24 protein-coding genes are annotated in these 22,144 nt (G+C 62.4%); 8 read left to right on the forward strand and 16 right to left on the reverse strand.

The genetic code is table 11. From position 1 onward, the window contains the following. Window positions 1–42 precede the first annotated feature (42 nt). The 3 genes from NLY44_RS07315 to NLY44_RS07325 form a co-directional block, all read right to left on the reverse strand. Entirely contained in the window at window positions 43–1,023 is a 981-nt protein-coding gene (locus NLY44_RS07315) for an ABC transporter substrate-binding protein (protein ID WP_023682467.1), read from the reverse strand. Between the two features lie 103 nt (window positions 1,024–1,126). Further along, window positions 1,127–2,746: a GMC family oxidoreductase gene (locus tag NLY44_RS07320; RefSeq protein ID WP_023806129.1), complete on the reverse strand. Its 1,620-nt coding sequence runs from the start codon at window positions 2,744–2,746 to the stop codon at window positions 1,127–1,129. Continuing rightward, the gene (locus NLY44_RS07325) at window positions 2,743–3,492 is read right to left on the reverse strand and encodes an FCD domain-containing protein (protein WP_023688531.1); all 750 of its coding nucleotides are present in this window, start codon (window positions 3,490–3,492) and stop codon (window positions 2,743–2,745) included. The genes NLY44_RS07320 and NLY44_RS07325 overlap by 4 nt, the downstream gene beginning before the upstream one ends. A 188-nt stretch (window positions 3,493–3,680) precedes the next feature. On the opposite strand from NLY44_RS07325, the gene NLY44_RS07330 reads away from it, so the two are divergent. Both NLY44_RS07330 and NLY44_RS07335 read left to right on the forward strand, forming a co-directional pair. Continuing rightward, complete coding sequence (locus NLY44_RS07330; RefSeq protein WP_023806130.1) at window positions 3,681–4,775, forward strand: mandelate racemase/muconate lactonizing enzyme family protein; 1,095 nt, start codon at window positions 3,681–3,683, stop codon at window positions 4,773–4,775. Window positions 4,776–5,068: 293 nt separating this feature from the next. Next, window positions 5,069–5,641: a hypothetical protein gene (locus NLY44_RS07335; protein WP_198029002.1), complete on the forward strand. Its 573-nt coding sequence runs from the start codon at window positions 5,069–5,071 to the stop codon at window positions 5,639–5,641. A gap of 500 nt (window positions 5,642–6,141) precedes the next feature. Here NLY44_RS07335 and NLY44_RS07340 read toward each other — a convergent pair whose 3' ends face one another. The 6 genes from NLY44_RS07340 to NLY44_RS07365 all read right to left on the reverse strand — a co-directional run bounded on the left by NLY44_RS07340 (window position 6,142) and on the right by NLY44_RS07365 (window position 11,031). After that, complete coding sequence (locus NLY44_RS07340; protein WP_245262639.1) at window positions 6,142–6,879, reverse strand: SDR family oxidoreductase; 738 nt, start codon at window positions 6,877–6,879, stop codon at window positions 6,142–6,144. 70 nt (window positions 6,880–6,949) lie between these two features. After that, window positions 6,950–7,447, reverse strand: a complete 498-nt coding sequence (locus NLY44_RS07345; protein ID WP_023706884.1) for a 2,4'-dihydroxyacetophenone dioxygenase family protein — start codon at window positions 7,445–7,447, stop codon at window positions 6,950–6,952. A gap of 204 nt (window positions 7,448–7,651) precedes the next feature. Continuing rightward, window positions 7,652–8,290, reverse strand: coding sequence for an NADH dehydrogenase ubiquinone Fe-S protein 4 (locus tag NLY44_RS07350; RefSeq protein ID WP_348524377.1), 639 nt, complete (start codon window positions 8,288–8,290; stop codon window positions 7,652–7,654). A gap of 202 nt (window positions 8,291–8,492) precedes the next feature. Further along, window positions 8,493–9,002 carry an Hsp20/alpha crystallin family protein gene (locus NLY44_RS07355; RefSeq protein WP_023682476.1) on the reverse strand — a complete coding sequence of 170 codons (510 nt, stop codon included), beginning with the start codon at window positions 9,000–9,002 and terminating at the stop codon, window positions 8,493–8,495. Window positions 9,003–9,076: 74 nt separating this feature from the next. Continuing rightward, a complete protein-coding gene (locus NLY44_RS07360; protein ID WP_023806132.1) occupies window positions 9,077–9,553 on the reverse strand; it encodes an Hsp20 family protein in 477 nt (158 codons plus the stop codon). Between the two features lie 374 nt (window positions 9,554–9,927). Then, window positions 9,928–11,031, reverse strand: a complete 1,104-nt coding sequence (locus NLY44_RS07365; protein WP_286455856.1) for an IS5 family transposase — start codon at window positions 11,029–11,031, stop codon at window positions 9,928–9,930. Window positions 11,032–12,069: 1,038 nt separating this feature from the next. Here NLY44_RS07365 and dusA point away from each other — a divergent pair. After that, complete coding sequence (dusA, locus tag NLY44_RS07375) at window positions 12,070–13,065, forward strand: tRNA dihydrouridine(20/20a) synthase DusA (RefSeq protein WP_023805144.1); 996 nt, start codon at window positions 12,070–12,072, stop codon at window positions 13,063–13,065. Window positions 13,066–13,070: 5 nt separating this feature from the next. On the opposite strand, the gene NLY44_RS07380 is transcribed toward dusA, so the two are convergent. Continuing rightward, on the reverse strand, window positions 13,071–13,775 hold the full coding sequence (locus tag NLY44_RS07380) for a TIGR02281 family clan AA aspartic protease (protein ID WP_023736600.1): 705 nt from the start codon (window positions 13,773–13,775) through the stop codon (window positions 13,071–13,073). A gap of 13 nt (window positions 13,776–13,788) precedes the next feature. After that, the gene (locus tag NLY44_RS07385; RefSeq protein ID WP_023824914.1) at window positions 13,789–14,022 is read right to left on the reverse strand and encodes a DUF1289 domain-containing protein; all 234 of its coding nucleotides are present in this window, start codon (window positions 14,020–14,022) and stop codon (window positions 13,789–13,791) included. A 187-nt stretch (window positions 14,023–14,209) separates the two neighbouring features. Between NLY44_RS07385 and NLY44_RS07390 the strand changes: the two genes are divergently transcribed. After that, complete coding sequence (locus tag NLY44_RS07390; protein WP_023710483.1) at window positions 14,210–15,208, forward strand: nicotinate-nucleotide--dimethylbenzimidazole phosphoribosyltransferase; 999 nt, start codon at window positions 14,210–14,212, stop codon at window positions 15,206–15,208. 9 nt (window positions 15,209–15,217) lie between these two features. Here the strand turns inward: NLY44_RS07390 and NLY44_RS07395 are convergent, their stop codons facing one another. Continuing rightward, on the reverse strand, window positions 15,218–16,741 hold the full coding sequence (locus tag NLY44_RS07395) for a sensor histidine kinase (protein ID WP_023708347.1): 1,524 nt from the start codon (window positions 16,739–16,741) through the stop codon (window positions 15,218–15,220). A 75-nt stretch (window positions 16,742–16,816) separates the two neighbouring features. On the opposite strand from NLY44_RS07395, the gene NLY44_RS07400 reads away from it, so the two are divergent. From NLY44_RS07400 to NLY44_RS07415, 4 genes are all read left to right on the forward strand, one after another. After that, window positions 16,817–17,440 carry a thermonuclease family protein gene (locus tag NLY44_RS07400; RefSeq protein WP_023682482.1) on the forward strand — a complete coding sequence of 208 codons (624 nt, stop codon included), beginning with the start codon at window positions 16,817–16,819 and terminating at the stop codon, window positions 17,438–17,440. A 39-nt stretch (window positions 17,441–17,479) separates the two neighbouring features. After that, window positions 17,480–18,091: a glutathione S-transferase gene (locus tag NLY44_RS07405; RefSeq protein ID WP_023682483.1), complete on the forward strand. Its 612-nt coding sequence runs from the start codon at window positions 17,480–17,482 to the stop codon at window positions 18,089–18,091. Beyond that, window positions 18,091–18,708: a uracil-DNA glycosylase family protein gene (locus NLY44_RS07410; protein ID WP_023805145.1), complete on the forward strand. Its 618-nt coding sequence runs from the start codon at window positions 18,091–18,093 to the stop codon at window positions 18,706–18,708. Before NLY44_RS07405 ends, NLY44_RS07410 begins: the two co-directional genes overlap by 1 nt. Window positions 18,709–18,851: 143 nt before the next feature. Next, the gene (locus NLY44_RS07415; protein ID WP_023669013.1) at window positions 18,852–19,343 is read left to right on the forward strand and encodes an Lrp/AsnC family transcriptional regulator; all 492 of its coding nucleotides are present in this window, start codon (window positions 18,852–18,854) and stop codon (window positions 19,341–19,343) included. A 48-nt stretch (window positions 19,344–19,391) separates the two neighbouring features. Here the strand turns inward: NLY44_RS07415 and NLY44_RS07420 are convergent, their stop codons facing one another. The 4 genes from NLY44_RS07420 to NLY44_RS07435 are packed head-to-tail and all read right to left on the reverse strand — an operon-like array spanning window position 19,392 to window position 22,135. Beyond that, window positions 19,392–19,961, reverse strand: a complete 570-nt coding sequence (locus NLY44_RS07420) for a DUF3299 domain-containing protein (protein ID WP_023805146.1) — start codon at window positions 19,959–19,961, stop codon at window positions 19,392–19,394. A gap of 46 nt (window positions 19,962–20,007) precedes the next feature. Further along, window positions 20,008–20,592 (reverse strand): GNAT family N-acetyltransferase, encoded by a 585-nt coding sequence (locus NLY44_RS07425; RefSeq protein WP_023805147.1) that lies wholly within the window; start codon window positions 20,590–20,592, stop codon window positions 20,008–20,010. Then, window positions 20,552–21,256 (reverse strand): DNA alkylation repair protein, encoded by a 705-nt coding sequence (locus NLY44_RS07430; RefSeq protein ID WP_023710489.1) that lies wholly within the window; start codon window positions 21,254–21,256, stop codon window positions 20,552–20,554. The genes NLY44_RS07425 and NLY44_RS07430 overlap by 41 nt, the downstream gene beginning before the upstream one ends. 9 nt (window positions 21,257–21,265) lie before the next feature. After that, on the reverse strand, window positions 21,266–22,135 hold the full coding sequence (locus tag NLY44_RS07435; protein WP_023805148.1) for an NAD(P)-dependent oxidoreductase: 870 nt from the start codon (window positions 22,133–22,135) through the stop codon (window positions 21,266–21,268). Between the last annotated feature and the right edge of the window lie 9 nt (window positions 22,136–22,144).

Below are 22,144 nucleotides of genomic sequence, written 5' to 3' on the forward strand. Positions count from 1 at the left end.
TACCCGCCGGAGCGGGTAGGGCAGCTGGAAAGAGAGTGGATATCAGAACGCAATATCGAAGTCTTTCTTCGCGTTCGTGGCGTCGAAGAAGGCATCCTCGTTCTTGATGAACGGCGGGATCTTCTTGCCGGCCGCATAGTCGGCCATCGTTGCGAAGGCCTTCGGCCCGAACAGCGGGCTGCAAGCGCAGATAGCGCCGATCTTGCCGTCAATGATCGCCTGGACGCCTTCCTTCTCGCCGTCGATCGACAAGATCAGCACATCCTTGCCCGGGGTCTTGCCGGCGGCTTCCAGAGCGGCGATGGCGCCCAGCGCCATCTCATCATTGTGCGCGTAGATGATATCCGCATCAGGGTGCGCCTGAAGCAGCGTCTCGGCGACCTGCCGGCCCTTGTCACGGGCGAAGTCGCCGGACTGCGACGCCAGGATGGTGAACTGCGAGTGCTTGGCGATGAAATCGTCGAAGCCTTTCTTGCGGTCGGTAGCGGCCGAGGCTCCGGTCGTGCCTTCCAGCTCGATGATCTTCGACTTGCCATTGGCGTTCTTGATCAGCCATTCGCCGACGCGGGTCGCCTCCTCGATGAAATCCGAACCGATGAAGCAGACATAATCTTCGCCCGGCTTGGCCATGGTGTGATCAACGTCGCGGTCGACCAGAAACACCGGTATGCCGGCATCGCGCGCGGCAAGAATAACCGGCACCAGGGGCTTGTCTTCGCGGGGCGGCAGGAAGATTGCGTCGACGCCCTGCGCGATCATCGAGTTCACGTCGGAGGCCTGCTTGGCCGACGAACCGGCGGCATCCGTGTAGACCAGCTGATGGCCGAGCTTGGCGGCTTCGTCCTGCATGCTCTTGGTCTCGGCAAGGCGCCACGGATTGTTGCTTTCCGTCTGGGCGAAACCGACCTTGTACTTGTCCTTCTTGGCGAGCGGCGGGAGCGCCGCGAAGGCGCGTGAGCCGAGTGTCAGCGCGACCGCGCCGGCGGCGGAGCCAACCAGTAGTTTTCGACGGGTAATGATCATGCTCTTTCCTCCTTTATTGTCGCTTTCTGCGACTGTGTAATTTCCTCACGATATCGGCCTTGACGGCTTCGGCGATGACGCCGTTGGCAAGCTGGGTCAGGCGCTATGCCGCCTCCAAAATGAAGTCGGCGCAGCGGTCGCCCAGCATCATGGCGGGCGCCGCCGTATTGCCGGCATTGATGTTGGGGCAGGCCGACATGTCGGCAACCCGCAGATTGTCTATTCCGCGCACGCGCAGCGCCGCGTCCAGCACCGCCATCCGGTCGCTGTCCGAGCCCATCCGGCATGTCCCGGCCGGGTGGTAGTTGGTCTTCACAAAGCGCTTGCAATGCTTTGTCATGGCTTCGTCGCTGAGATCATCCTGGCTTGGCACGGCAATGGCCTTGACCCGATCGGCGAGCGGCTTGGTCTGAAAAGCCTGCAGGAAATAACGCTGGCCGGAGATCATTTCCCTCATGTCGTCGGGATGTTTAAGGAGGTTCGGCGAAACGATCGGCATGTCCTTCGGATCCGCCGAACGCAGCCTCACGAAACCGCGCGACTTTGGCTTCACCACCACTGTCGTCACGGTAAGCCCATAGGTGTTCTCGACCAAGGTCAGGATATCGCGGTCCAGATAGACGTGCGGTACGCAGAAGGCCTGGATCGTCGGTTCGCCCTCGGGATCGGCCGGATTGACGAAGGCTCCGGCCTCCACCCCCGCTGACAGCATCGTGCCGGTGCCGAAGAGCTTGAAATGCAGGCCGTTCCTGATCATCCTCCAGCCTTGGCCCTGCCTGAAATAGCCGTATGGGCCGTTTGCGGTGGCGATGATCGGCACCTCCGGATGGTCGATCAGGTTTTCGCCGACCCCGGGCAGGTCGGCGACGCAGGAAATGCCGTGCCCGGCAAGCGCCTCGGCGGGGCCGATGCCGGACAGCATGAGCAGTTTCGGCGAGACGAGGGCACCGGACGAGACGATCACGTCGGCATCTGCATGGACGGTATGCTCGGCGCCCGACGCATCCGAATAGACGACGCCGGTGACCCGACCGTTTTCGATCAGCAGCCGGCTGACTGTGCAATTGAGTTTCAGCGTCAGCTTGGGATCATTCGTCAGCGGCTCGATGAAGGCATAGGCGGCGCTGCTTCGCTTTCCCCGCCGGTTCATGAACTGGTAGAAGCCGACCCCGCGCTGCGACGGTCCGTTGAAGTCATGGTTGTACGGCAATCCAAGGCCTTGGACGGCCTGGACGAACCAACGGGAAACATCATCGATGTGGCCTGGATCCGAGACCAGCAGCGGACCTTCGCTTCCATGCAGTTCGCCGCCGAGGCGGTTGTTTCCCTCCATGCCGGTGAAATGCGGCAGCACCGCCTGCCAGTTCCAGCGTACGCCGGCATTGTTGCCGCGCAGCAGCTCGTCCCACTCCTCATAATCGGCCGAGCGGCCTCGCATGTAGACCTGGGCGTTGACCGAGGTGCCGCCGCCCAGCACGTTGCCTTGCGAGATTTCATGGACGCGGCCGTCGAGATGGGCCTGCGGCTCGGTGCGGTGATAGCGCATGAATTTCGAGCCGTTGATCATCTTGAAGATGCCGGGCGGCATGTCGAGCAAGGGATGATGATGGGAATGGCCGGCCTCCAGCAGCAGGGTTCGCCGTCCCGCTTTGACAAGCCTTGCCGCCGCGACGCAGCCGGCTGCTCCGCCGCCCACCACGATATGGTCGTAGGACTGCGTCATGCTTCCGGCGCCTCACGGCTTTCGAATGTACCGCGGACATACTCCCAGGCCGCCGAGAGGTGGTTGAGCAGCGCCCGCTCGGCGCCGTCAGGATCTCGCTCAATGATGGCCGTGCAGATTTCACGATGGCTGAGGAAATTCACGCGGTTGCGCTCTGGCGACCGTGGCATGCGCATCCAATGCGGCGACAGCCAGGCGGTAAATGCCTTGTGCACGACAGGCAGCACCGGGTTGCGCGCGATGTCATAGAGCGCTGCGTGGAACGCCACGTCCGTCGCATAGAATTTCTCGGAATCCGGGATCGCCGCCTCGTTCATCGCCAGCGCCGCCCTCAGGGCTGCGATGTCATCCTTGCGGGCATGGATGGCGGCGTTGCGCGCCAGCGACGCCTCGAGGAAGACGCGCATGTCGTAGAGGTTCTTCACGCCCGCCTGGTCGCTCAGCAGATGTCCTACGATGCCGTCGAGGGCGCCGAGCGCGGCATCCAGGCCAGGCCGGCGCGCCACGGGCCGGAACCGCGGACGCGCTTCCACCAGGCCGCGGCTGGCCAGGCGCGCAATCGCCTCACGCACAACGCCCCGGCCGACACCATACTCGATCATCAGTTCGCGCTCGGCCGGCAGGTAGCTGCCGTCGCCAAGCCTTCCGGACGTGATGTCGGCCTCTATGCCGGCCACCATCGCGTCGGCCGCGCGGGCGGCGAGAATAGCCGCGGGCATCTCAGGATGCTCTTCCGTATCCAGCAAGCCTTTTTCCTCCCAGATGGTCCTGTTATTAGAAGGTAAATCGGACCAAAGCACAAGCGGATTGATGCTTTTGTAGGACCAAAAATGACAGATTGACTTCAGAAGCGCTGAAAGATCAGCCACGTTGTTGCCAGTCAGCGCTGCCGGTGCAATTATGGTCCGATGAAAAAACCTGAATGGAGCGCAGCATGAGCCGCACCGAAATCAAGGAAGTCGAGACCCGGCTGTTCCGGGTCCCACTGCGTGAGGTGATGACCGATGCCAAGCACGGCGCGCACACGCATTTCGAGCTGGTGACCGTCACGCTGAGGCTTGCCGACGGCACCGAGGGCACAGGCTACACCTACACCGGCGGCAAGGGCGGCTATGCCATCAAGGCAATGATCGATCACGACCTCGCGCCGTTCCTCAAGGCTCGCGACGCGACGCAGATCCACACGATCTACGACGGCATGCTCTGGCACATCCACTATGTCGGGCGCGGCGGCATCGCTTCTTTCGCGATATCGGCGATCGACATCGCGTTGTGGGACCTCAAGGGCCGGCGTAGCGGCCTGCCGCTTTGGCAGATGGCGGGCGGGGCCGGGAAGAGCGCCAAGGCCTATCGCGGCGGCATCGACCTAAACTTTACCCTCGATCAGCTTTTGGCCAGCATCGATTCCTATCTCAATGCCGGCTTCACCGGGGTGAAGATCAAGGTCGGCAAGGACGACCTGGCCGAGGATGTGGCCCGGGTGAAGGCAGTTCGCGAGCGCATAGGACCTCATGTCACCTTTATGGTTGACGCGAACTACGCGCTCGACGTCCCGCGAGCGATCGAGGCAGCGAGAGCATTCGCCGCTTACGATCTGCTGTGGTTCGAGGAGCCCATCATACCCGACGACTATGAGGGTTACGCCAGCATTGCCAAGGCGACCGGAATGCCCTTGGCAATGGGAGAAAACCTGCATGTCATCGAGGAGTTCGAGCATGCCTTCGCTTGGTCGAATCTCGCCTACATCCAAGCCGACGCCTCCAACTGCGGCGGGGTCACGGGCTGGCTGCGCGTGGCAGCGCTCTCACGCAAGGCTGGCATTCCGGTCTGCAGTCACGGGATGCAGGAACTTCATGTCAGCCTCGTTGCAGGTCAGACAAATGCCGGCTGGGTGGAGGCGCATAGTTTTGATATTGACCATTACACCACTGAGCCGCTGAGGCTTCAGGATGGTTTGGCGATAGCACCCGACGAGCCTGGAGTGGGCGTTGTCTTCGACTGGCGGAAATTGGCGGATTTTCGCCAATAGCGCCCCCTGAACGGCGGCACGGCCGCATGCATTTTGTCCAGATCCTGCTTCCTCGTTCCGGCAACGAGGAGAGCGCTTCGCCGAGGAAGACTTCGACCGTCTGAAGAACGAACTCGCCGCCGCCGCAGCCAGCGGGCATACCACTTATCGGATGCCACACTTACATTTGTAATTGCAGCGACGCTTCACCGGCTTTAACTCACGCGATCATAGCAGCGACACGACAAATGCAGGCGGCCGCCCGAACACCGGCAGAAGCTGCAAGCATTGGGTGCGCCTGCAGGGAGGCGGCGATGGTTGCAACGCGTACGGACACTGCGCATGCGGTTATGGAGGACTTCATTCCATCACGGCACCGCTCACTGGTCCGCGAAGTTGGATTTTACGAGGCTATGAGTCAAACCCGACAAGCGATCGCCGCATCGCGCGAGGTGCTGAGGCGCTTTCGCGAACGTCAGGGCGACGACACTGCTCGAGCAAAGAATGCAGACCGTGGTCCTGTCGCCGTGTCAGCCTTCGATGCCGACATCATACGCGCTGCATGCCGAGATCTGATCGCGGAGATGAACGTGCCCGAGTGTCAATGGCGCGAGCTGGCGCGAAGTCTGGTGCGCGAATTCGTGGCCTGCGAGGAGACCGAAGCCGGTTTGGTGGATTGGATCGTCCGCCGGCCAGCGATGACGAAGACGGACGAAGCCGGCCGACCGGAGCCAGCCGGCGAGGCGGCGAATGAGCCAGGAGTCAGTCGACCGCAATCAACGCGAGCAAACAGGTCTCCCGGCGACTTGTTGCGCGGGAACTGCGGTGATCCGAGGATCGGAAACTTTGGCGAGCGGCTTGGACAATTCGATCCTCCTCGTCTCTAGCGTCGGGCTCGTGTTCGCATTTGAAGCATGTAGTGAGACTGGCCGATGGCGTGACCTTTCGTTGAGTGGAGACGAATGCGTCCAGCCCACTGTCCAAGGCAGACGGCGACGGCCATGTAGCGTTGCTCCCGGCCTTCGCTCACAAAGGAGCCCAAGCCGGATGCTAACCAGGCTGCATTAGGCCAATGGGAACAATTTGCGCGGGCCGAGCTTGGGCTAGCGTCGTACAGAGGTGCAAGTATGCAAGATAATTTTGACCGAGCTTCATCCGTCGCGGAGGTTGCGGAATCATTCGTGAGATCCCGGAGGCCGTTCTCTGTCGTATCGACCCGGGATGCGGTCACGATTGTCAGGAAACAGGCAGCTTTTTGCGAGCATACGGATGGCGAGCTTGCGGAGTTGGTGGCGGCAATTGCGGTCAGGCATGGTCGATTGGTCGCGTTCGATCTTGATCTCGACGACACAGGCTTGGAGATCGGTCGCGCAGCATAGCCAACGCCTCACGCAATGAGATAGCCACCGTCAACCGGCAAAATTGCCCCAGTGATGAATCCCGCGAGCGGCGAACACAAGAACAAGGCGGGGCCGGTCAGGTCGCCCGGCGTACCCCAGCGACCCATCGGAGTGCGTTTCATCAATTCCGCGTTGCGAGCTGGATCGGCCCGTGGCGCGGCGGTCATGGCGGTCTCGATCCAGCCAGGCGCCAATGCGTTTACGCGGATGCCATCCCCGGCATAGGCGATGGCGAGCGACTTGGTAAGTTGCACGATGGCGCCCTTGGATGCGGCGTAAGCCGGGGCATGAGCCGCGCCGAAAAACGCGAACATCGAGGCGATGTTGACGATGGCGCCCCCGTTCGAGAGTGCCCCTCGGAACGCGCTCGCACTCCGCATGGAGCCGGTGAGATTGATATCGACCACCGTTTCGAAACCCTGGACAGTGAATTCGGCGGCGCGCAGGTTTACCCCTGCGCAATTTACGAGCGCTGCAACGGATGTGAACTGACTGGAATATCCTTCGACCGCAGTCATGTCCCGGACGTCGAGTACTGAATACGAGACGGCGGTGCCGTATGCACGAGCGGCCGCTACCTCGGCGGCCGTGGCCCCCGTCGCGTGGACAATTGCCCCGGCCTCGGCGAACGCCATGGCGATGCCGTTTCCGATACCTGTCGTGCCTCCGGTAATGACGACGGTCTTGCCCGCGAAGAAGGGCATGGCCCATATGGAGTCGGTCACCAATATCTCCTCGTTTCGCCTCTGTGGCGGACCGCGAACTCACCGCAGCGGAAGGCAAACGGGCGGATGTCTACCGTACGAATTGATCGACGAAATCGTCACCGAGACCCACGCTCGCATAGTGATTTCTGCACATGTCGATCTTGGTGAAAACGTCCTCGAAACCAATCTGCTTGTTATCCTTGTCCAGGTAAACCATGCAGCCGGAAATGTTGAAGAAGGTGATCATCTCGGGCACGTCGCTTGGAACCGTGAGCGTGTGGATTTCACCGGGCGGCTCGAAAACGTAAGATCCGGTCTCTGCCATCCAGTCGTGTTCAAGATAGTGCCAACGCCCCTTGATCACATAGCCATGCACGGGGGCCGGATGCAGATGACGGCTTAATATCCCGGCCCGGCGTACGCGGAGCAGATTGCACCACTGCCCTTGCATTGTGTTGAGCATAAGTGGTCGGAACCACACGCCCTCCGCCTGTGGGACCCAGACACGCTCGTCTTCGGGGACGGCAGCGATCGCGATCTCTTTCGGTGCCAGGGGATGGGCGGAGCCGTTGAAGGATTGATACATAGGAACCTCTGTCGCCAATTTATTGGAACGTCCATATCGGCGCGATCCTAACAACTGGGCCGAGTTCTGCCGAGGCGCAATCGGGCGCCCACGCATTGGGAATGTTGTAGGCGCGCACCCGCCCGCTGCCGCGACCGCAAGCGGGAAGGGTTCGGAACGGTCCGTTGGGCGTCGAAGACGATCAGTGGGTTCATTCTTGCCTCATCATGCGGCTATCCGGGAGTGCACCGGGCTGGTCCTGGTCTGGAAGCCCCGGTTTCGGGCTTCCAAGGCCAGCAAAGCGAGTTCGACCTCGTCCAATCGCGACGGGCGTGCATTTTCCGGCATGCCTTCGGCGGTGGCCATGTCGATCAGATACTCGTTCCAGGCCCAGTTCTTGAGCACGGCGCGTTTCTCGTCGGGTGCTAGCACTGGGTCATCCACAACCTCCATCGGAGAGGCGTAGAATGTCTCGGGCTCCGAAAGCGCCGTCTGTATGTGCGCTGCCTGTGCACCGGCGCCATAGCCGTGGCTTGCCTGGAGCCAAGCCAACTGCAGCCGCTGCCAAACCAGGTCGGAAAAGGCCTGTTTCTCCTCCGATGCATGCTGGCGCGTGACCTTGGCCTGGGAAGCAGGAGGTGCAGCCTGCACGACATAGTTGAGGCCTTGACGCTCGGCATAACGGATCGCCGCTTCCAGCGTCGGAAAGTTCAGTTCAACCTGGGTCAGGGTGTCCCGGCCACCGGTATAGCCCATCAGCGGCTCGATGAACGGGGCTGTGCGGCGTTCGAAGACCAATCGCCAGTCCCTGTGGGGCTTTGCCGAGGTCATGGCCGAGCGGCAGGGCTGGTAGATCCGCGCCACTGCGCCCTCCGGAAACACTGACCGTCCCATTGACAAAGCCGGCCCGTCTAGACGAGGCCGATTGTCATTGTCCGGCCGGACGGACGTCTTGGTTGGGTTCCTGATGTTGTCGCTGCTTTGAACTGTCTCCATTGCCTGTCCCTCCCGTTATGAAGGGTCGCACGGGCAGCGGCCGTAAGGGCCGCCACCCATACTGCATCCGTCAGTTCTTCCCGTTGATTGCGATCCGCTTGGCCTTCGCCTGCGCCCGCTCGGTCTTGGGCAACGTCACGGTCAGCACCCCGTTCTTGAAGGTGGCGTTGACCTTGTCTTCTTCGACCTCGTAGCCGAGCGGAATGAGGCGCTCGAAGCGACCGTAGAAGCGCTCGGAGAACTGCCGGTCCTTGTCCTCGGTCTCGGAACGCTTCTCGCCTTTAAGCTTGAGCGCCCCATTTTCCAGCAGGACTTCTATGTCGCTCTCGTCCAGGCCAGGTATTTCCGCCGTGACGCGGACTTCCTTGTCCGTGTCGGAGATTTCGACACTCGGCCAACTGGCGGCGAAAGAGGGACCGAAGGCCGGCAGTCTGGCGCCAAAGCTGCGGAAGGCGTCATCGAACAGCCGGTTTACCTCCCGGTGGAGGGAGACGAAGGGGTCTCGATCTCCGTCGGGGAAGAGACTGGGCGCCGAGTTTCCGTTGCCCCGGCCCCATGGGATCAAGTCACGTACGCTCATTGTCTTTCTCCTTTCGTAGGTCTCTGAGTCGGGCGGGACGCCCGGCTCAAGCGAAAGCCTTCATGGTGGATTGCTCAGGCGGCCAGCTTGTCGGTCTCGACCTTGGGCGCCTCGATCTTCGGCATGGGAGCCCCGCTGGAGATTTCGATCTTGCGCGGTTTCATCTCCTCGGGAACCTCGCGCTTGAGATCGATGCTCAGCAGCCCGTTCTCAAGGCTGGCGCCCTGGACTTTGACATGATCGGCCAGTTCGAACCAACGCTCGAAAGCGCGCCCGTTGATGCCGCGGTACAGATGCCGGCCGTTCTCATCGCCGGATTGCGACCCGCTCACAACCAGCATGTTGGGCTGGTGGGTGACGGTCAGCTGGTCCTGCGAGAAACCGGCGACCGCCATCGTGATGCGATACTGATCATCATCAACCTTGGCGATATCGTAGGGCGGCCAGTTGTCGAACGAGGCCACACGGCTCGCACTTTCAAGCATGTCGACCATGCGGTCGAAGCCGATGCTGGACCGGTATAGAGGGGTAAAATCGAGGTTTGTCTTCATAGCCACATCCTCCTTTGAGCAACATGGACAAGAAGGCGCCAAGAGCCTTGCCGCCTCCCTGTGTTGCCGGCCCCATTGGGCGGCCGGCGACCATCAATTTAGAATCGCGACGTGCACCTTCAAGAGGAAGAATAGGAAAATTTTCATCGGCAATCTGGGCGAACGCACCGATGCCACACCCCTCCCGCCGGCGGGGTCACTCGCCGACGGGTCCATGGTGCAAGAACAACTACGTCGCCCTTAACAGGCTGCTGCAAAAGTCTGATCGTTGCTGATCTCGATATTTTTGACGGAAGTTTTCTGTTGTCTGCGCGATTTTCGCGGCGGGTTGCAGCTGAGCTTGCTGCGCGAGTTGCGGTCCTTTCTGCTGACGGTTATGCGATCTGCCCTTTCAGGAGCTTTGGGATGCGAACCAGATTGTAGGCGATGACCGCAAAGGTGAAGACGGCCTCCACTCTTGGCTGCCCTCGCAATTTGGTTTTGGCCAATCCGCCCGGCTTCTTCACCCAGCCGAATATCTCCTCGATGCGTTTGCGGATGCGCTGGCTGATCACATAGCCGGCATGGCGCGTGGTGCGCCCGTCGATAGCGGTCTTGCGCACCGTGCCCGCGCTTGAGACCGTGCCTTGTATGGCGATGTGCGGAGTGACTTGGCGCTGGCGCAGGTCGCCAACGAAATCCATGACGTCATAGGCCTTGTCGGCGCCCAGCGTGATGCGATGTTTGCCTTGCCGCCGGTCGAGCATGACAAGCGTGGCTTCCCGCTCGGCCTTGCCGGTGGCGTGCGTCAACGTTGCATCGACCGCCAGCCCGTTGCGGTTCTCCATCAGCACATGGCCCATGAAGCACAGGCGGCTCGGATGGCCGTCCGCCTTGCGGTAGAGCCGGGCGTCGGGATCGGTCGTGGAGGCATGTGTCTGATTCGAGCGCTTCTCCTTGCGGAAGTTGCGCTCGCCATTGCGCCCTGGCCCTGGCGGATCGCCCGAACCATCCTTCGGGCGGAAGCTCTTCATCGAAGCCCAGGCATCGATCAGCGTGCCGTCCACCGAAAAATGCTCGCTCGACAGAAGCTTGCTCACCCGCTTGAGGCCCATCAGTTCACCCAAAAACTCTCGCGCCACATCGGCTTCAAGCAGCCGGTCGCGATTGTGGGTGAAAACCGTCGCATGCCACGCCGGCGCGTCAAGCGGCAGGCCAACGAACCAGCGGAACAGCAGATTGTAATCAATCTGCTCCATCAGTTGCCGTTCCGAACGAACCGAGAAGAACGCTTGCAGCAGTGTCGCCCGCAGCAACATCTCCGGTGGGATCGACGGCCGGCCCATGCCCGAATAGAGCGCCTCGAAGCGACCATCCAGACGACCAAGCACTTCATCGCACAACTGCCGGATCGCCCGCAGAGGATGATCCAACGGGATGCGCTTCTCTAACGGAACATAGCTGAAAAGGCTTCCCGGTCCTTCACTACGACCCCGCATCGCAAATCACTCCCGTTGTCAGACGAAAGTGAATCATAAAACAAAGCCAAATGCGACTTTTGCAGCAGCCTGTTAAATCCGATCGACGAATGGTATGAACGCGGCCACTGCCGCGCTGTCACTGCAGTCAGGACCGGCACGCTCATCCGATTGATCCAACTGTTGCAACGCATCCATGATCGTGTCGAAGCTGACCGGTTCACCCGCTCGCGGCAGCATGCGAAGCGCTGGCACGGATTCTACGGCGCAGGCATCCGATGCCCATGACGAAGAATGGCGCGCTTCTCCTGAGCGTCCAGGGCAACATCGGCCAAAACGTCGTGGGGATGTTTGAAATGCCGCGCCGGATGCAGCAAGCGGTCCAGAAAAACGTCAGGGGCCCACGGGTTCAATCGATGCAAAATAGCTCGAAATAGGTCCTTCCATGGACGGTCCTCCGCTTCAGACAATCTCATGCGTGTTTGGCGGCTCTCGCCAGCGGCTGTCGCGATCACGACCAGGCAGATCATCCAGGAACGACGCTCAACGACTTTCCCTAGGTGATGTCGATACCGAGACTCATCGTCCGGCACCTTGGGCGGCCCGGTCGCGACCAAAACGAATGAGCCGTTCGCGATCAAGGGCAGCTATGTTGCACTTCCCCGGATGTCTTTGGAGCATATCGAGGGCTGCGGCCTTGGAGCGGCGAGGGGACTTGCCTACATCGCACATGTCGTCGATATGAAGGTCGATGGGTTCGCCGAAAGTTTTCAGGCGCGCTATACGGACTTGGTCGGCGTCTCACCGCGATCGACTTGGCGCTCGGTTTAGGTTGCCCAGCGCCTGGCGTCGTCTCGGCGCAGAAAGGTCTCGCTAACGTAGCGACCCTTGCGACGGACTTGGACACGCCATGAACCGGACGAGAGTTTTGCGTAGGCGGCCATTTTCTCGTGTGCGCTCCGTGTGCACTGAGAGATCGAAACGTGGCGAAAAGGGTCGTATTCTGGCGTAAATTCGCGTGCACTCGGGCTGCTCTAACGATTTGATGTTAAAGAAAAAATGCTGAAAAATCAAGATCCTAGACTGGCTATTGCACCCATGATGGACTGGACCGACCGGCATTGCCGGTTCTTCCACCGCCAGTTGACGCGGCGTGCGCTGCTCTTCACCGAAATGGTGGTGGCGGACGCCGTCATCCATGGTACGCGCGAGCGGCTGCTTGGTTTTGACGAGACCGAACATCCGGTGGCACTGCAACTCGGTGGCTCCGATGCGCAAAAGCTGGCTGAGGCGGCGCGCATCGGCGAGGGCTTCGGTTACGACGAGATCAATCTCAATGTCGGCTGTCCGTCCGACCGCGTCCAGTCCGGCACGTTCGGCGCCTGCCTGATGAAAGTGCCTGACCTCGTCGCCAATTGTGTGGCGGCGATGAAGGCGGCGGTGAAAATCCCGGTGACGGTCAAATGCCGCATCGGCGTCGACGAGCAGGATCCGGAGCCCGCGCTCGACGCGCTGGCCGACGGCGTTTTCGCGGCCGGCGCCGACGCGCTGTGGGTGCATGCGCGCAAGGCTTGGCTGGAGGGTCTGAGCCCGAAGGAAAATCGCGACATCCCGCCGCTCGACTATGACAGGGTCTATCGCCTCAAGGCTAGAAAATCGAACAAATTCATTGGCATCAATGGCGGCGTTCAATCGCTCGAAGAGGCGGCTCGCCACCTCGATCATGTCGATGGCGCCATGCTTGGCCGCGCCGCCTACCACACGCCAGGCATCCTGGCCGGCGTCGACGCGGCATTCTACGGCGACAAGGCCGGCGCCTACGATTTTGCCGCGCTGATCGACACGATGGCCGACTACGCCGCGCGGCATATCGAGCAGGGCGGGCGGCTCGGCCACGTCACCCGCCACATGGTCGAGCTGTTCCACGGCCTGCCGGGCGCGCGCCGCTTCCGGCAGATACTGTCCACCGACGCGACGAAACCCGGCGCCGGACCGGATGTGCTGAAGGCAGCGTTCGCTGCCGTCGATTTCGACCGTGTTGAAAAGGCCGCTTAAGCAGTTCAGTCGCGCAGAATCATCCGGTTGCCGCGCACGTCGAAACCCGACAGCGAACCGATGAAATTCATGCCGAGCAGGCTCTGGCTGAGCGCGCCGGGCGCGGCGACCATGACTTGCATGTTCCTGCGCACGATGCCGCCGATCGCCAGTTCGTCGGTGCGCACCGAAGCGGCGCGCGCCATGCCATTGGCGGTCGAGACCGGGACGGTGAAGCTCAGCGCTGCCGGATTGAAGCCGGCCGCCTGCGCGTCTTCGGCGGTGAGCACTGTACTGGTCGCGCCGGTATCGACGACGGTGCGGATCGGCGCGCCGTTGATCGTGATGCGGGCCTCGAAATGGCCGCTGTCGGCCTTGTCCAGGGTCACGGTGGCATGGCCGTCCTCGACGCCGAGCTCCAGCGGGCTGCCGGGAACGAGGCCCGCCGTCACCCGGCTGGCGAAATCCTGCAACTCGTAGCGGTACTGGTAGCCGGCGACGAGCGCCAGCACGATCAGGGCCCACGTGCCGAGATTGCGGGCCATGACGCCGAGCGGCCTGCCGGACCGGACAAGGCCGGCGCTGACGAGCAAGCCGATCGCCCCCAGCCAGACCAGACGGCTGAAATCGTAATTCTCGATGCCGAACGTGCTGCCGGCGTCGTTGTTGATCATCAGCAGCACCAGCCCGAGGCCGATTGCCGCCATCACGATCCAGAACAGTCGGTTCATTGGACCTGCCGCCTCAAGAGAGGACGTCGCGCTCGCGCGCCATGCGGCTGCGGCGTGTTTCCCGGCGCGGCCTGCGCTCGACCGTTTCCAATCGGGCCGGCAACTCGGCCATGACGCTGCGGCGTACCTCCGGCGTCATCCCCATCCAGGCGCCGATTTCATCGCGCGTGCGGCCACAGCCGAAGCAGAAGCCGGTTTTCATGTCGATCGAACAGACCAGGATGCACGGGGATTCGATGGCCGTCATGACTTTCTCTTGAAGGTTCCGTCCGGAATCCCTCGTTCCATCTCCACATGGTGCAACGGCAAAGCCAATGCAAGCCCTTCGGAATGCGGCGCGGGCAACCGCTTTCGCGCCAATGTCGAGGGGAGTTGTGCCGGCCGGGCAAGGCGGTTATGCCGCTGATCAACCACAGGGAATGATCAGGACCGACATGACCAGCGCGCTGCCCTTCGACGACTTTCGCAATCTGCTGGCGAGCCTGCCGCCTGCCGATACAGTCGCGGAAAACAGGGTGCGCACCCTATTTTCCAAGGCCGACAAGCCGAAAGCCTCGCTTGGCCGCATCGAGGACATCGCCGCCTGGCTTGCTGCCTGGAGCGGGCGCGCCCCGCCGGCGGTGAACCGGCCCCTGGTGGCGATCTTCGCCGGCAACCATGGCGTGACCCGCCACGGCATCTCGCCGCGCCCTGTCGCTGCGACCGCAAACGCCGTTGAGCTGTGCGCCGCCGGCGGTGCGGCAATCAACCAGATTTGCGTCGCCAACAATCTTGGCCTCAAGGTGTTCGATCTGGCGCTGCACATTGCGACCGCCGACATCACCGAGGACGCCGCCCTCGACGAACGCGGCTGCGCCGCCACCATGGCCTTCGGCATGGAAGCCATCGCCGGTGGCGCCGATCTGATTTGCCTTGGCGATCTCGGCGTCGGCAACTCCACAGTTGCGGCGGCCTTGTGCGCCGTCCTGTTCGGTGGCAGCGGCGCCGACTGGGTCGGCCCCGCCTCGGGCGCGGACGCGGCCATGCAGGCGCGCAAGGCTGATGTAGTCGATAAAGCCGTCGCCTTCCATGGTGCGGCTCTGAAGGACCCGTTGGAAGCACTGCGCCGGGTCGGTGGCCGCGAATTTGCGGCCATTGCCGGCGCCATCCTCGCCGCCCGGATGCAAAAAATCCCGGTGCTGCTCGACGGCTTCGCCGCGACCGCTGCCGCTGCCGTGCTGCATGCCGCCAACCCGGGTGCGCTCGACCATTGCCTGCTGGCCAGCCAGTCGCCCGAACCCGGCCAAAGGCTTGCCGCCGAGCGGCTCGGCCTCAGGCCGCTGTTCGATCTCGGCATCAGCCACGGCGAAGGGGTAGGGGCCGCCCTTGCCGCCGGTCTGGTCAAGGCGGCGGCGCTTACCAGTTCGGGCATGGCGGCGGCGGTCAAAGCCTAGAACAAGCTGTCAACGTCGGCGGGCCGCCGCCACGGTCTTGGTTGGCAGCGCCGGCAGTTCCTCCATCACTCGGGCGAGCGGGAAAATGGCGATTGCCTCGGTGCCTTCGCGCAATTTCGACTGAAGTTCGAATTCGCCGCCATGCATGGCGAGCAGGCCCTGCACGATCGGCAGTCCGAGCCCGGTGCCCTGTTCGGCGCTCTTGATGGCGATCGAGCCCTGGCCGAAGGCGGACAGCACGATCGGGATTTCGTCTTCCGGTATGCCCGGCCCGTTATCCTTGACCGAAATGTACTGGCCGCCGCCCGCCGTCCAGCCGACGCGCACGCGAACTTCGCCGCCGGTGGCGGTGAATTTGATGGCGTTGGACAGGAGGTTGAGCGTTATCTGCCGCACCGCGCGCTCGTCGGCGAACAGCCGCGGCAGGGCACTTTCGAAATCCTGGACGATGCGGATGTCCTTGTTGCGCGCCTTCAATTCCATCATGTGGCAGCAATCTTCGGCGATGTTGAGCAGCATCACCGGCTCTTCGTTGAGCTGATAGCGGCCGGCCTCGATGCGCGACAGATCGAGGATTTCGTTGATCAGGTCGAGCAGATGCTGGCCGGAATCGTGCACGTCGCGGGCGTAGTCGCGATAGGTCGGGTTGCTCATCGGCCCGAGCACCTCATTGGCCATCACCTCGGAAAAACCGAGAATGGCGTTGAGGGGCGTCCTGAGCTCATGGCTCATAGAAGCAAGGAAGCGCGACTTCGCCAGATTGGCGTCTTCGGCCCGCCGACGAGCTTCGTCCGACATCGATTTCGCGGTCTCCACCTCGGCGAGCAGCGCATCCTTTTCGGAGCGGAAGGACAGAAGTATCAGCGACGAGCGGTTGAGATGGCGCGCGATATAGGCAAAGAACGGCAATGCCGCGACCAGCAGGGCGACCATGATCGTCCCGACCGGCACCCAAAATTTCGTTTCGGCATAGGCATAGACCGCCACCGGAACGACGAAGGTGGCAAGCAGCGAGCCGCGCAAGGACGACGCCATGATAGCGGTCGTCGCCATGGCCAGCAGTAGCACCATCGCCTTGGCCACCTGGAACTGGTCGATCTGGCAGGTGGCGCAGCCGAGCCAGGCGAACCACGCCCAGCCGAGGCCGCACAGCGAATGGCCGATCAGGAAATCCCTGCGGGTGCGAACAGGGTTGAGCTCGGCGGCTTCGGTGCGGCCGACGCGCCGCGCCATGAAGGCGACGATCGAATAGCAGATCAGGGTGAACAGCGCCCAGACGCTGATCTGTTTGTCCACACCGGCCAGCAGCCCGGCCGCCGCGACCGCCAACACCAGCAGTGGGATGACGGCTGCGCCGCCCACCATGGTCCCGGCGTGCAGCTTCAGCAGCTCGCGGTCGAAGTCGAGATTGCCGACCTGCTGCGAAAGACGGTCGCGCGTCTTGCGCACCGCGCGCGCCACATCGCTGTTGCGGTGCGGTTTCCGGCGGTCCACAATGAATTTATCCGCTGTGTTCGAGCGTAGCAGAGGCATGGAAACTTCGATTTATGCGCGCAGCGATCTCAATTCGTTAAGCTACGTTCGAATGATTAAGAGACTGTTTGCCATATGAGCCGTTCGTGGTCGCCAAGGCCGCGCCGGCGATACTATCCGCCGCCGCCGCGAAGCCTGTGGCGCAAGCTGCTGGACTACGCGCTGACGGTCATTCTGCTCGGCCTGCTGATCCTGCTCGCCGCACGCCTCGACCGTTTCGAGACGCGCAAGGCGCAAGGGGCGGCGATCGTCAACGATGGCGATTCACTCACTCTTGGCACCGAACGTATCCGCATGCGCGGCATCGACGCTCCGGAATACCAGCAGATCTGCCGTAGGGATGGCGCGGACTATGCTTGCGGCAGGCTGGCGCGCCAGGCGCTGGTGCGGCTGATATCAGGCAATCCGGTGACCTGCAGCGGCTGGCAGCGCGACCGCTACGGCCGCCTGCTCGGCGATTGCAAGGCCGGTGGAAAGGATCTCAACCGGGCCCAGGTTGAGGCCGGCTGGGCAATTGCCTATGGCGATTTCGACACCGAGCAGGCCATTGCCCGCGCCGGCAAGGTTGGCATCTGGGCCGGCACGTTCGATCAGCCGCAAGACTGGCGCGAAAGCCACCACGGCGGCCCGCTCGAAAGAAAGCACGGCACCCTGGCTTCGGTCGGTGACGCCTTGCGAGAGATGTTTCGCTTCTGGTGACGAGCACTATAGTTGAAGGACCAGATCGGGAGGATAAGCATGAAACTGTTCGACGGCGGCCGCGCCCCCAATCCGCGGCGCGTGCGGGTTTTCCTCGCCGAAAAGGGCATCGCAGTGCCGCTGGTGCCGGTCGACATGGGTGCGATGGGGCACAAGCAGGAGCCGGTCAGGTCGCGCAACCCGCTGCAGCGGCTGCCGGTGCTCGAGCTCGACGACGGTACCATCCTCACCGAATCCGTCGCCATCTGCCGCTATTTCGAGGAACTGCATCCCGAACCGGCGCTGTTCGGGCAAGGCGCGCTCGGCAAGGCCAAGGTCGAGATGTGGCAAAGGCGCATGGAGTTCAATCTGCTCAGCTGCGTCGCCCAGGCTTTTCGCCACATCCATCCGGCGATGAAGGAATGGGAAATTCCGCAGATCCCCGAATGGGGCGAGGCCAACAAGGCGAAAGCGGTTGAATTCCTGAAACTGCTCGAGCCCGAACTGGCAAACCGCGAATTCGCCGCCGGCGACGCCTATTCGATCGCCGATATCACCGGCATGATCGCCATGGATTTCATGAAACCGGCGCGCATCAAAGTGCCGGACGAGTGCACCAACGTGCTGCGCTGGTACAGCGCCGTCTCCAGCCGTCCGAGCGCTTCCGCCTGATGGAGGCGGAACTCGAACGCTTGACGGCAAAGGTCCGCGCCTGCCGCATCTGCGTCGACACTCCGGTCGGCAGGCCACTGCCGCACGAGCCGCGCCCGGTGCTGCTGCCATCATCCAGCGCCCGCATCCTGCTCGCCGGCCAGGCGCCAGGCACAAAGGTGCATTTGTCGGGCATGCCGTTCACCGACGCCTCCGGCGACCGCTTGCGAAGCTGGCTGGGCGTGACAAGCGAGGAATTCTACGACACGGATAAATTCGCCATCGTGCCAATGGGGTTCTGCTTCCCCGGCCAGGACGCCAAGGGCGGCGACCTGCCGCCGCGCCGAGAATGCGCGCTGGCCTGGCGCGCGCCGCTGATGGCGCTGATGCCGCAGATCGACCTCGTTTTGACAATCGGCTCCTACGCGCAATCCTGGCATATAGGCGCCACGCGCCGGCCGTCGCTGACCGAAACCGTGAAGGACTGGCGCACCATCTGGGATGCGCCGGCCAGCCTGAAAGTGCTGCCGCTGCCACACCCGTCATGGCGCAACTCAGGATGGCTGAAGCAGAATCCATGGTTTGAAATGGATTTGCTGCCGTTTCTGAGATCGGAAATCCGCTATCGCATAGATTAGACTTTAAGCAAGATATCACTCGCTTTTGTGCCATCCGGCAGAATTTCTTTCTTGTGAAAGGTCGAAATAAGAGGGAGTATAGCCAATCTATTCCCAAAGCGCGTCGCGCTCGAGGGAACGCGGCCTGCACCAGGAGCACCTCAATGGATCGCCTCGACAGAAAAATTCTCCGCCTCCTGCAGGAGGACGCGACGCTCGCGGTTGCCGATGTCGCCAAGAAAGTCGGCCTGTCGACGACGCCGTGCTGGCGCCGCATCCAGAAGCTGGAGGAAGAGGGAGTCATCAAGCGGCGCGTCGCCATTCTCGACCACGAAAAGGTCAATGTGCGCGTCACCGTCTTCGTGTCGATCCGCACCAATTCGCACAGCCATGAATGGCTGCGGCGTTTCTCGGAAGTCATCCAGGAATTTCCCGAGGTGGTCGAATTCTACCGCATGAGCGGCGACGTCGATTATCTCTTGCGCGTCGTGGTGCCCGATATCGCCGCCTATGACGCCTTCTACAAGCGGCTGATCGCCAAGATCGAGATCCGCGACGTATCGTCGTCCTTCGCCATGGAGCAGATCAAGTACACGACCGAAATGCCGCTCGACTACATGCTGCTGGACAAGGAATCCGGCGCCAACGCGGCCTGAGCGCGGTTGTCCGTGACTGGGCGGTGACGCTGCACAAGCAGGCGCCGTTTAGTTCTTCTTTTTGTTGAGGAAACTCCAGGGCGAGTTGACCGGCAGCGTGATCGTGTCCGGCACCGTGTCGACTGCCACCACATCGGCTTTGCGTACGGTGTAGCCGGACTGGATGATGCTGACGCCGTCGAGAATGAACAACTGGCTCTTCTCCAAGCCGGGCCGCAAAGCGCCGGTCACGGCAACCGACTCATAGGACTGCGACATCTTGTAGGGACGGGCCGGCGTCACCAGCACGATCTGGTTGGGCGGCGGCGTCGGCATGTGGCTGCAAGCGCCTGTCCACGGCACCAGCAGGAATTGGTAGACGAGATCGCCATCACGGTCGACCGGCAATGCGTAGCCGGTTAATTGTACTATCTTGTCTTGCAGGTTGAGCGACAATGTCTCGCCACGATCGGGCAGTTTTGCCGCAATCATCGGCAGACCGGCATCTTCGGCCACCGCCTGCGTCGCAGGACGCAGATCTTTCCAGAAGATGCGCGCGGTTTGGCCTGAGGCGTTGGTAGCGGTGAACACCAACAACGCGGCTGCAAGCGCCAAGGTCGATTTGAGAGGACTGCTCATCGGCCGCTTCCTTTGTGCAGGAGTAAAGACGCCGCGGCCGATCGCGTCAACGCTCGAGCCGCATCACATGTCTGCGAGAGCCGGCCATGCCGACCTCATGGAACCCGCGAGCGATGAACATGTCGCGAAACCCCATGAAACGGTAGCTCGGCGATGCCTCGCCGACCGGGTAGGCCTCGATCACGCCGGCGCCCTTGGCAAAGGCGTGATCTATGGCAGCGTCAAGCAGCGCTGCCGCCAGCCCGCCGCCGCGCAGCGCCCTTGGCACATAGAAGCAGACGATCGACCAGATGCCGGTCTCGTCATCGTCCTGTTGCGACGTCAGCTTCCGATAGGTCTGGCGCGGCGCGACCGACCACCAGCCGACGGTCTTGCCGTCAATCTGGGCCAAGATTCCCACCGGCGTACCGGCCTCGACAAGCGCCATCATGGCCCGTTTCAACTCGGCGTGCTGGACATGCTCGCGGCGGCCGGGCAGGGGCCGCCAGGCCATGCACCAGCAATACTTCGGACCGCCTTGCGCTTCGAAGAGGCCTTCGAAATCGGCGCGCGTCTGCCGCGTCACCTCGGTGAACCGGACGTTGGCTAGGTCAGCCTTTTCTGGCGGCGATCCGCTCGACGATCTTGGCATTGGTGAGTTCCCGTACGGCGTCCTTGCCAATCCAGCGCGCCGTCTTGTCGGCCGACTGGGCCAGTCGTTCGGCCACGGCAAGGGCAGCGCCGTGCATCTCCAACGATCGCTTGCCGATCGAACGAAGCGCCCAGTTTGCCGCCTTCTTCACGAAATTGCGGCTGTCGGCGGCATGCGCTTCGATGATCGGCAGGAAGCCGAGGAAAGTCGCCACCGGCTCCTGCTTCCGGTGCACGACGGACCACGCCATCATGGCAAAGGCCGTGCGTCGAACGAACTCGCGCTCGTCCGCCGCGAACTCTTCAATCAGCTCCTTCCAGGCGTCCGTGTCGACGAAGAGATCGGAGACGCCGTCGACGATATCCCAGGAATCGAAGGACGCGGCCCATTGTCGTGCATCCGCGGCTGAGAAGCGCTTCGGGTCGGCCGTGACGGAAGCGATGAACTGCGCCTCCATGATGCCGGTCTGCCAAAGTTCGAAAGCTCGCTCGTGGTTGCGCTTGATCTTTTTGGCGATCTGCCGCTGCATGCCATGCGAGATGCCGAGCGCGCGCTCGGTCTTGATACCGTAGCGCAACATGCCGCGGCGATTGTCCTCCGAGCCGATCGAGCGCAAATGGGCGACGATCTCATCGGCGCTCGATTGGGGCGAAAGCTCGGCCATTGCGAACGCTTATTTTTCCAGGCGCGCCAGCAAGGACGAGGTGTCCCAGCGCTTGCCGCCCATCGCCTGCACATCCTTGTAGAACTGGTCGACAAGGGCGGTCACCGGCAGTCTCGCGCCATTGCGGTCGGCTTCATCGAGGCAGATGCCGAGATCCTTGCGCATCCAGTCCACGGCAAAGCCGAAATCATATTTACCGGCATTCATCGTCTTGTGGCGGTTCTCCATCTGCCAGGACCCGGCAGCGCCCTTGGAGATGACTTCGATGACCTTCTCGATATCGAGCCCGGCCCTCTTGCCGAAGTGGATGCCTTCGGCCAGTCCCTGCACCAGCCCGGCAATGGTGATCTGATTGATCATCTTGGTGAGTTGGCCGGCGCCCGACGGACCCATCAGCCCGACCATCCGGGCAAAGGCGTCGATGGCCGGCCTGGCCCTGTCGAAGGCAGCCTGCTCGCCGCCGACCATCACCGTCAGCACGCCGTTCTCGGCGCCCGCCTGCCCGCCGGAAACCGGCGCGTCGAGGAAGGAAAAGCCGGCCTTTTCAGCGGCGTCGGCCAGTTCGCGCGCCACTTCGGCCGAAGCGGTGGTGTTGTCGATGAAGACGGAGCCTTTTTTCATCGCGGCGAAGGCGCCATCGGCCCCGGTCGTCACCGAGCGCAGATCGTCGTCATTGCCGACGCAGGAGAAGACGAAATCCTGGCCCTCTGCGGCGTCCGCCGGCGTCAAAGCAAGCTTGCCGCCATGCTGGGCCACCCATTGTTCCGCCTTCGCCGCGGTGCGGTTGTAGACGGTGACGTCGTGGCCGCCTTTGTTCCTGAGGTGCCCGGCCATGGGATAGCCCATCACGCCAAGACCGAGAAATGCCACAGATGCCATGGGTTTGCC

It is taken from the genome of Mesorhizobium sp. C089B (assembly GCF_030323125.1).
Taxonomy (GTDB): Bacteria; Pseudomonadota; Alphaproteobacteria; order Rhizobiales; family Rhizobiaceae; genus Mesorhizobium.

Excerpts from the sequence above, each read along its gene's own strand:
- NLY44_RS07365 (WP_286455856.1), bottom strand. The coding sequence starts at position 11,031 with ATGCGGGGTCGTAGTGAAGGACCGGGAAGCCTTTTCAGCTATGTTCCG.
- dusA (WP_023805144.1), top strand. The coding sequence starts at position 12,070 with ATGCTGAAAAATCAAGATCCTAGACTGGCTATTGCACCCATGATGGAC.
- NLY44_RS07315 (WP_023682467.1), bottom strand. The coding sequence starts at position 1,023 with ATGATCATTACCCGTCGAAAACTACTGGTTGGCTCCGCCGCCGGCGCG.
- NLY44_RS07400 (WP_023682482.1), top strand. The coding sequence starts at position 16,817 with ATGAGCCGTTCGTGGTCGCCAAGGCCGCGCCGGCGATACTATCCGCCG.
- NLY44_RS07380 (WP_023736600.1), bottom strand. The coding sequence starts at position 13,775 with ATGAACCGACTGTTCTGGATCGTGATGGCGGCAATCGGCCTCGGGCTG.
- NLY44_RS07425 (WP_023805147.1), bottom strand. The coding sequence starts at position 20,592 with ATGCCAAGATCGTCGAGCGGATCGCCGCCAGAAAAGGCTGACCTAGCC.
- NLY44_RS07330 (WP_023806130.1), top strand. The coding sequence starts at position 3,681 with ATGAGCCGCACCGAAATCAAGGAAGTCGAGACCCGGCTGTTCCGGGTC.
- NLY44_RS07390 (WP_023710483.1), top strand. The coding sequence starts at position 14,210 with ATGACCAGCGCGCTGCCCTTCGACGACTTTCGCAATCTGCTGGCGAGC.
- NLY44_RS07410 (WP_023805145.1), top strand. The coding sequence starts at position 18,091 with ATGGAGGCGGAACTCGAACGCTTGACGGCAAAGGTCCGCGCCTGCCGC.
- NLY44_RS07405 (WP_023682483.1), top strand. The coding sequence starts at position 17,480 with ATGAAACTGTTCGACGGCGGCCGCGCCCCCAATCCGCGGCGCGTGCGG.
- NLY44_RS07360 (WP_023806132.1), bottom strand. The coding sequence starts at position 9,553 with ATGAAGACAAACCTCGATTTTACCCCTCTATACCGGTCCAGCATCGGC.
- NLY44_RS07345 (WP_023706884.1), bottom strand. The coding sequence starts at position 7,447 with ATGTATCAATCCTTCAACGGCTCCGCCCATCCCCTGGCACCGAAAGAG.
- NLY44_RS07415 (WP_023669013.1), top strand. The coding sequence starts at position 18,852 with ATGGATCGCCTCGACAGAAAAATTCTCCGCCTCCTGCAGGAGGACGCG.
- NLY44_RS07430 (WP_023710489.1), bottom strand. The coding sequence starts at position 21,256 with ATGGCCGAGCTTTCGCCCCAATCGAGCGCCGATGAGATCGTCGCCCAT.
- NLY44_RS07385 (WP_023824914.1), bottom strand. The coding sequence starts at position 14,022 with ATGACGGCCATCGAATCCCCGTGCATCCTGGTCTGTTCGATCGACATG.
- NLY44_RS07435 (WP_023805148.1), bottom strand. The coding sequence starts at position 22,135 with ATGGCATCTGTGGCATTTCTCGGTCTTGGCGTGATGGGCTATCCCATG.
- NLY44_RS07355 (WP_023682476.1), bottom strand. The coding sequence starts at position 9,002 with ATGAGCGTACGTGACTTGATCCCATGGGGCCGGGGCAACGGAAACTCG.
- NLY44_RS07335 (WP_198029002.1), top strand. The coding sequence starts at position 5,069 with ATGGTTGCAACGCGTACGGACACTGCGCATGCGGTTATGGAGGACTTC.
- NLY44_RS07420 (WP_023805146.1), bottom strand. The coding sequence starts at position 19,961 with ATGAGCAGTCCTCTCAAATCGACCTTGGCGCTTGCAGCCGCGTTGTTG.
- NLY44_RS07395 (WP_023708347.1), bottom strand. The coding sequence starts at position 16,741 with ATGCCTCTGCTACGCTCGAACACAGCGGATAAATTCATTGTGGACCGC.
- NLY44_RS07320 (WP_023806129.1), bottom strand. The coding sequence starts at position 2,746 with ATGACGCAGTCCTACGACCATATCGTGGTGGGCGGCGGAGCAGCCGGC.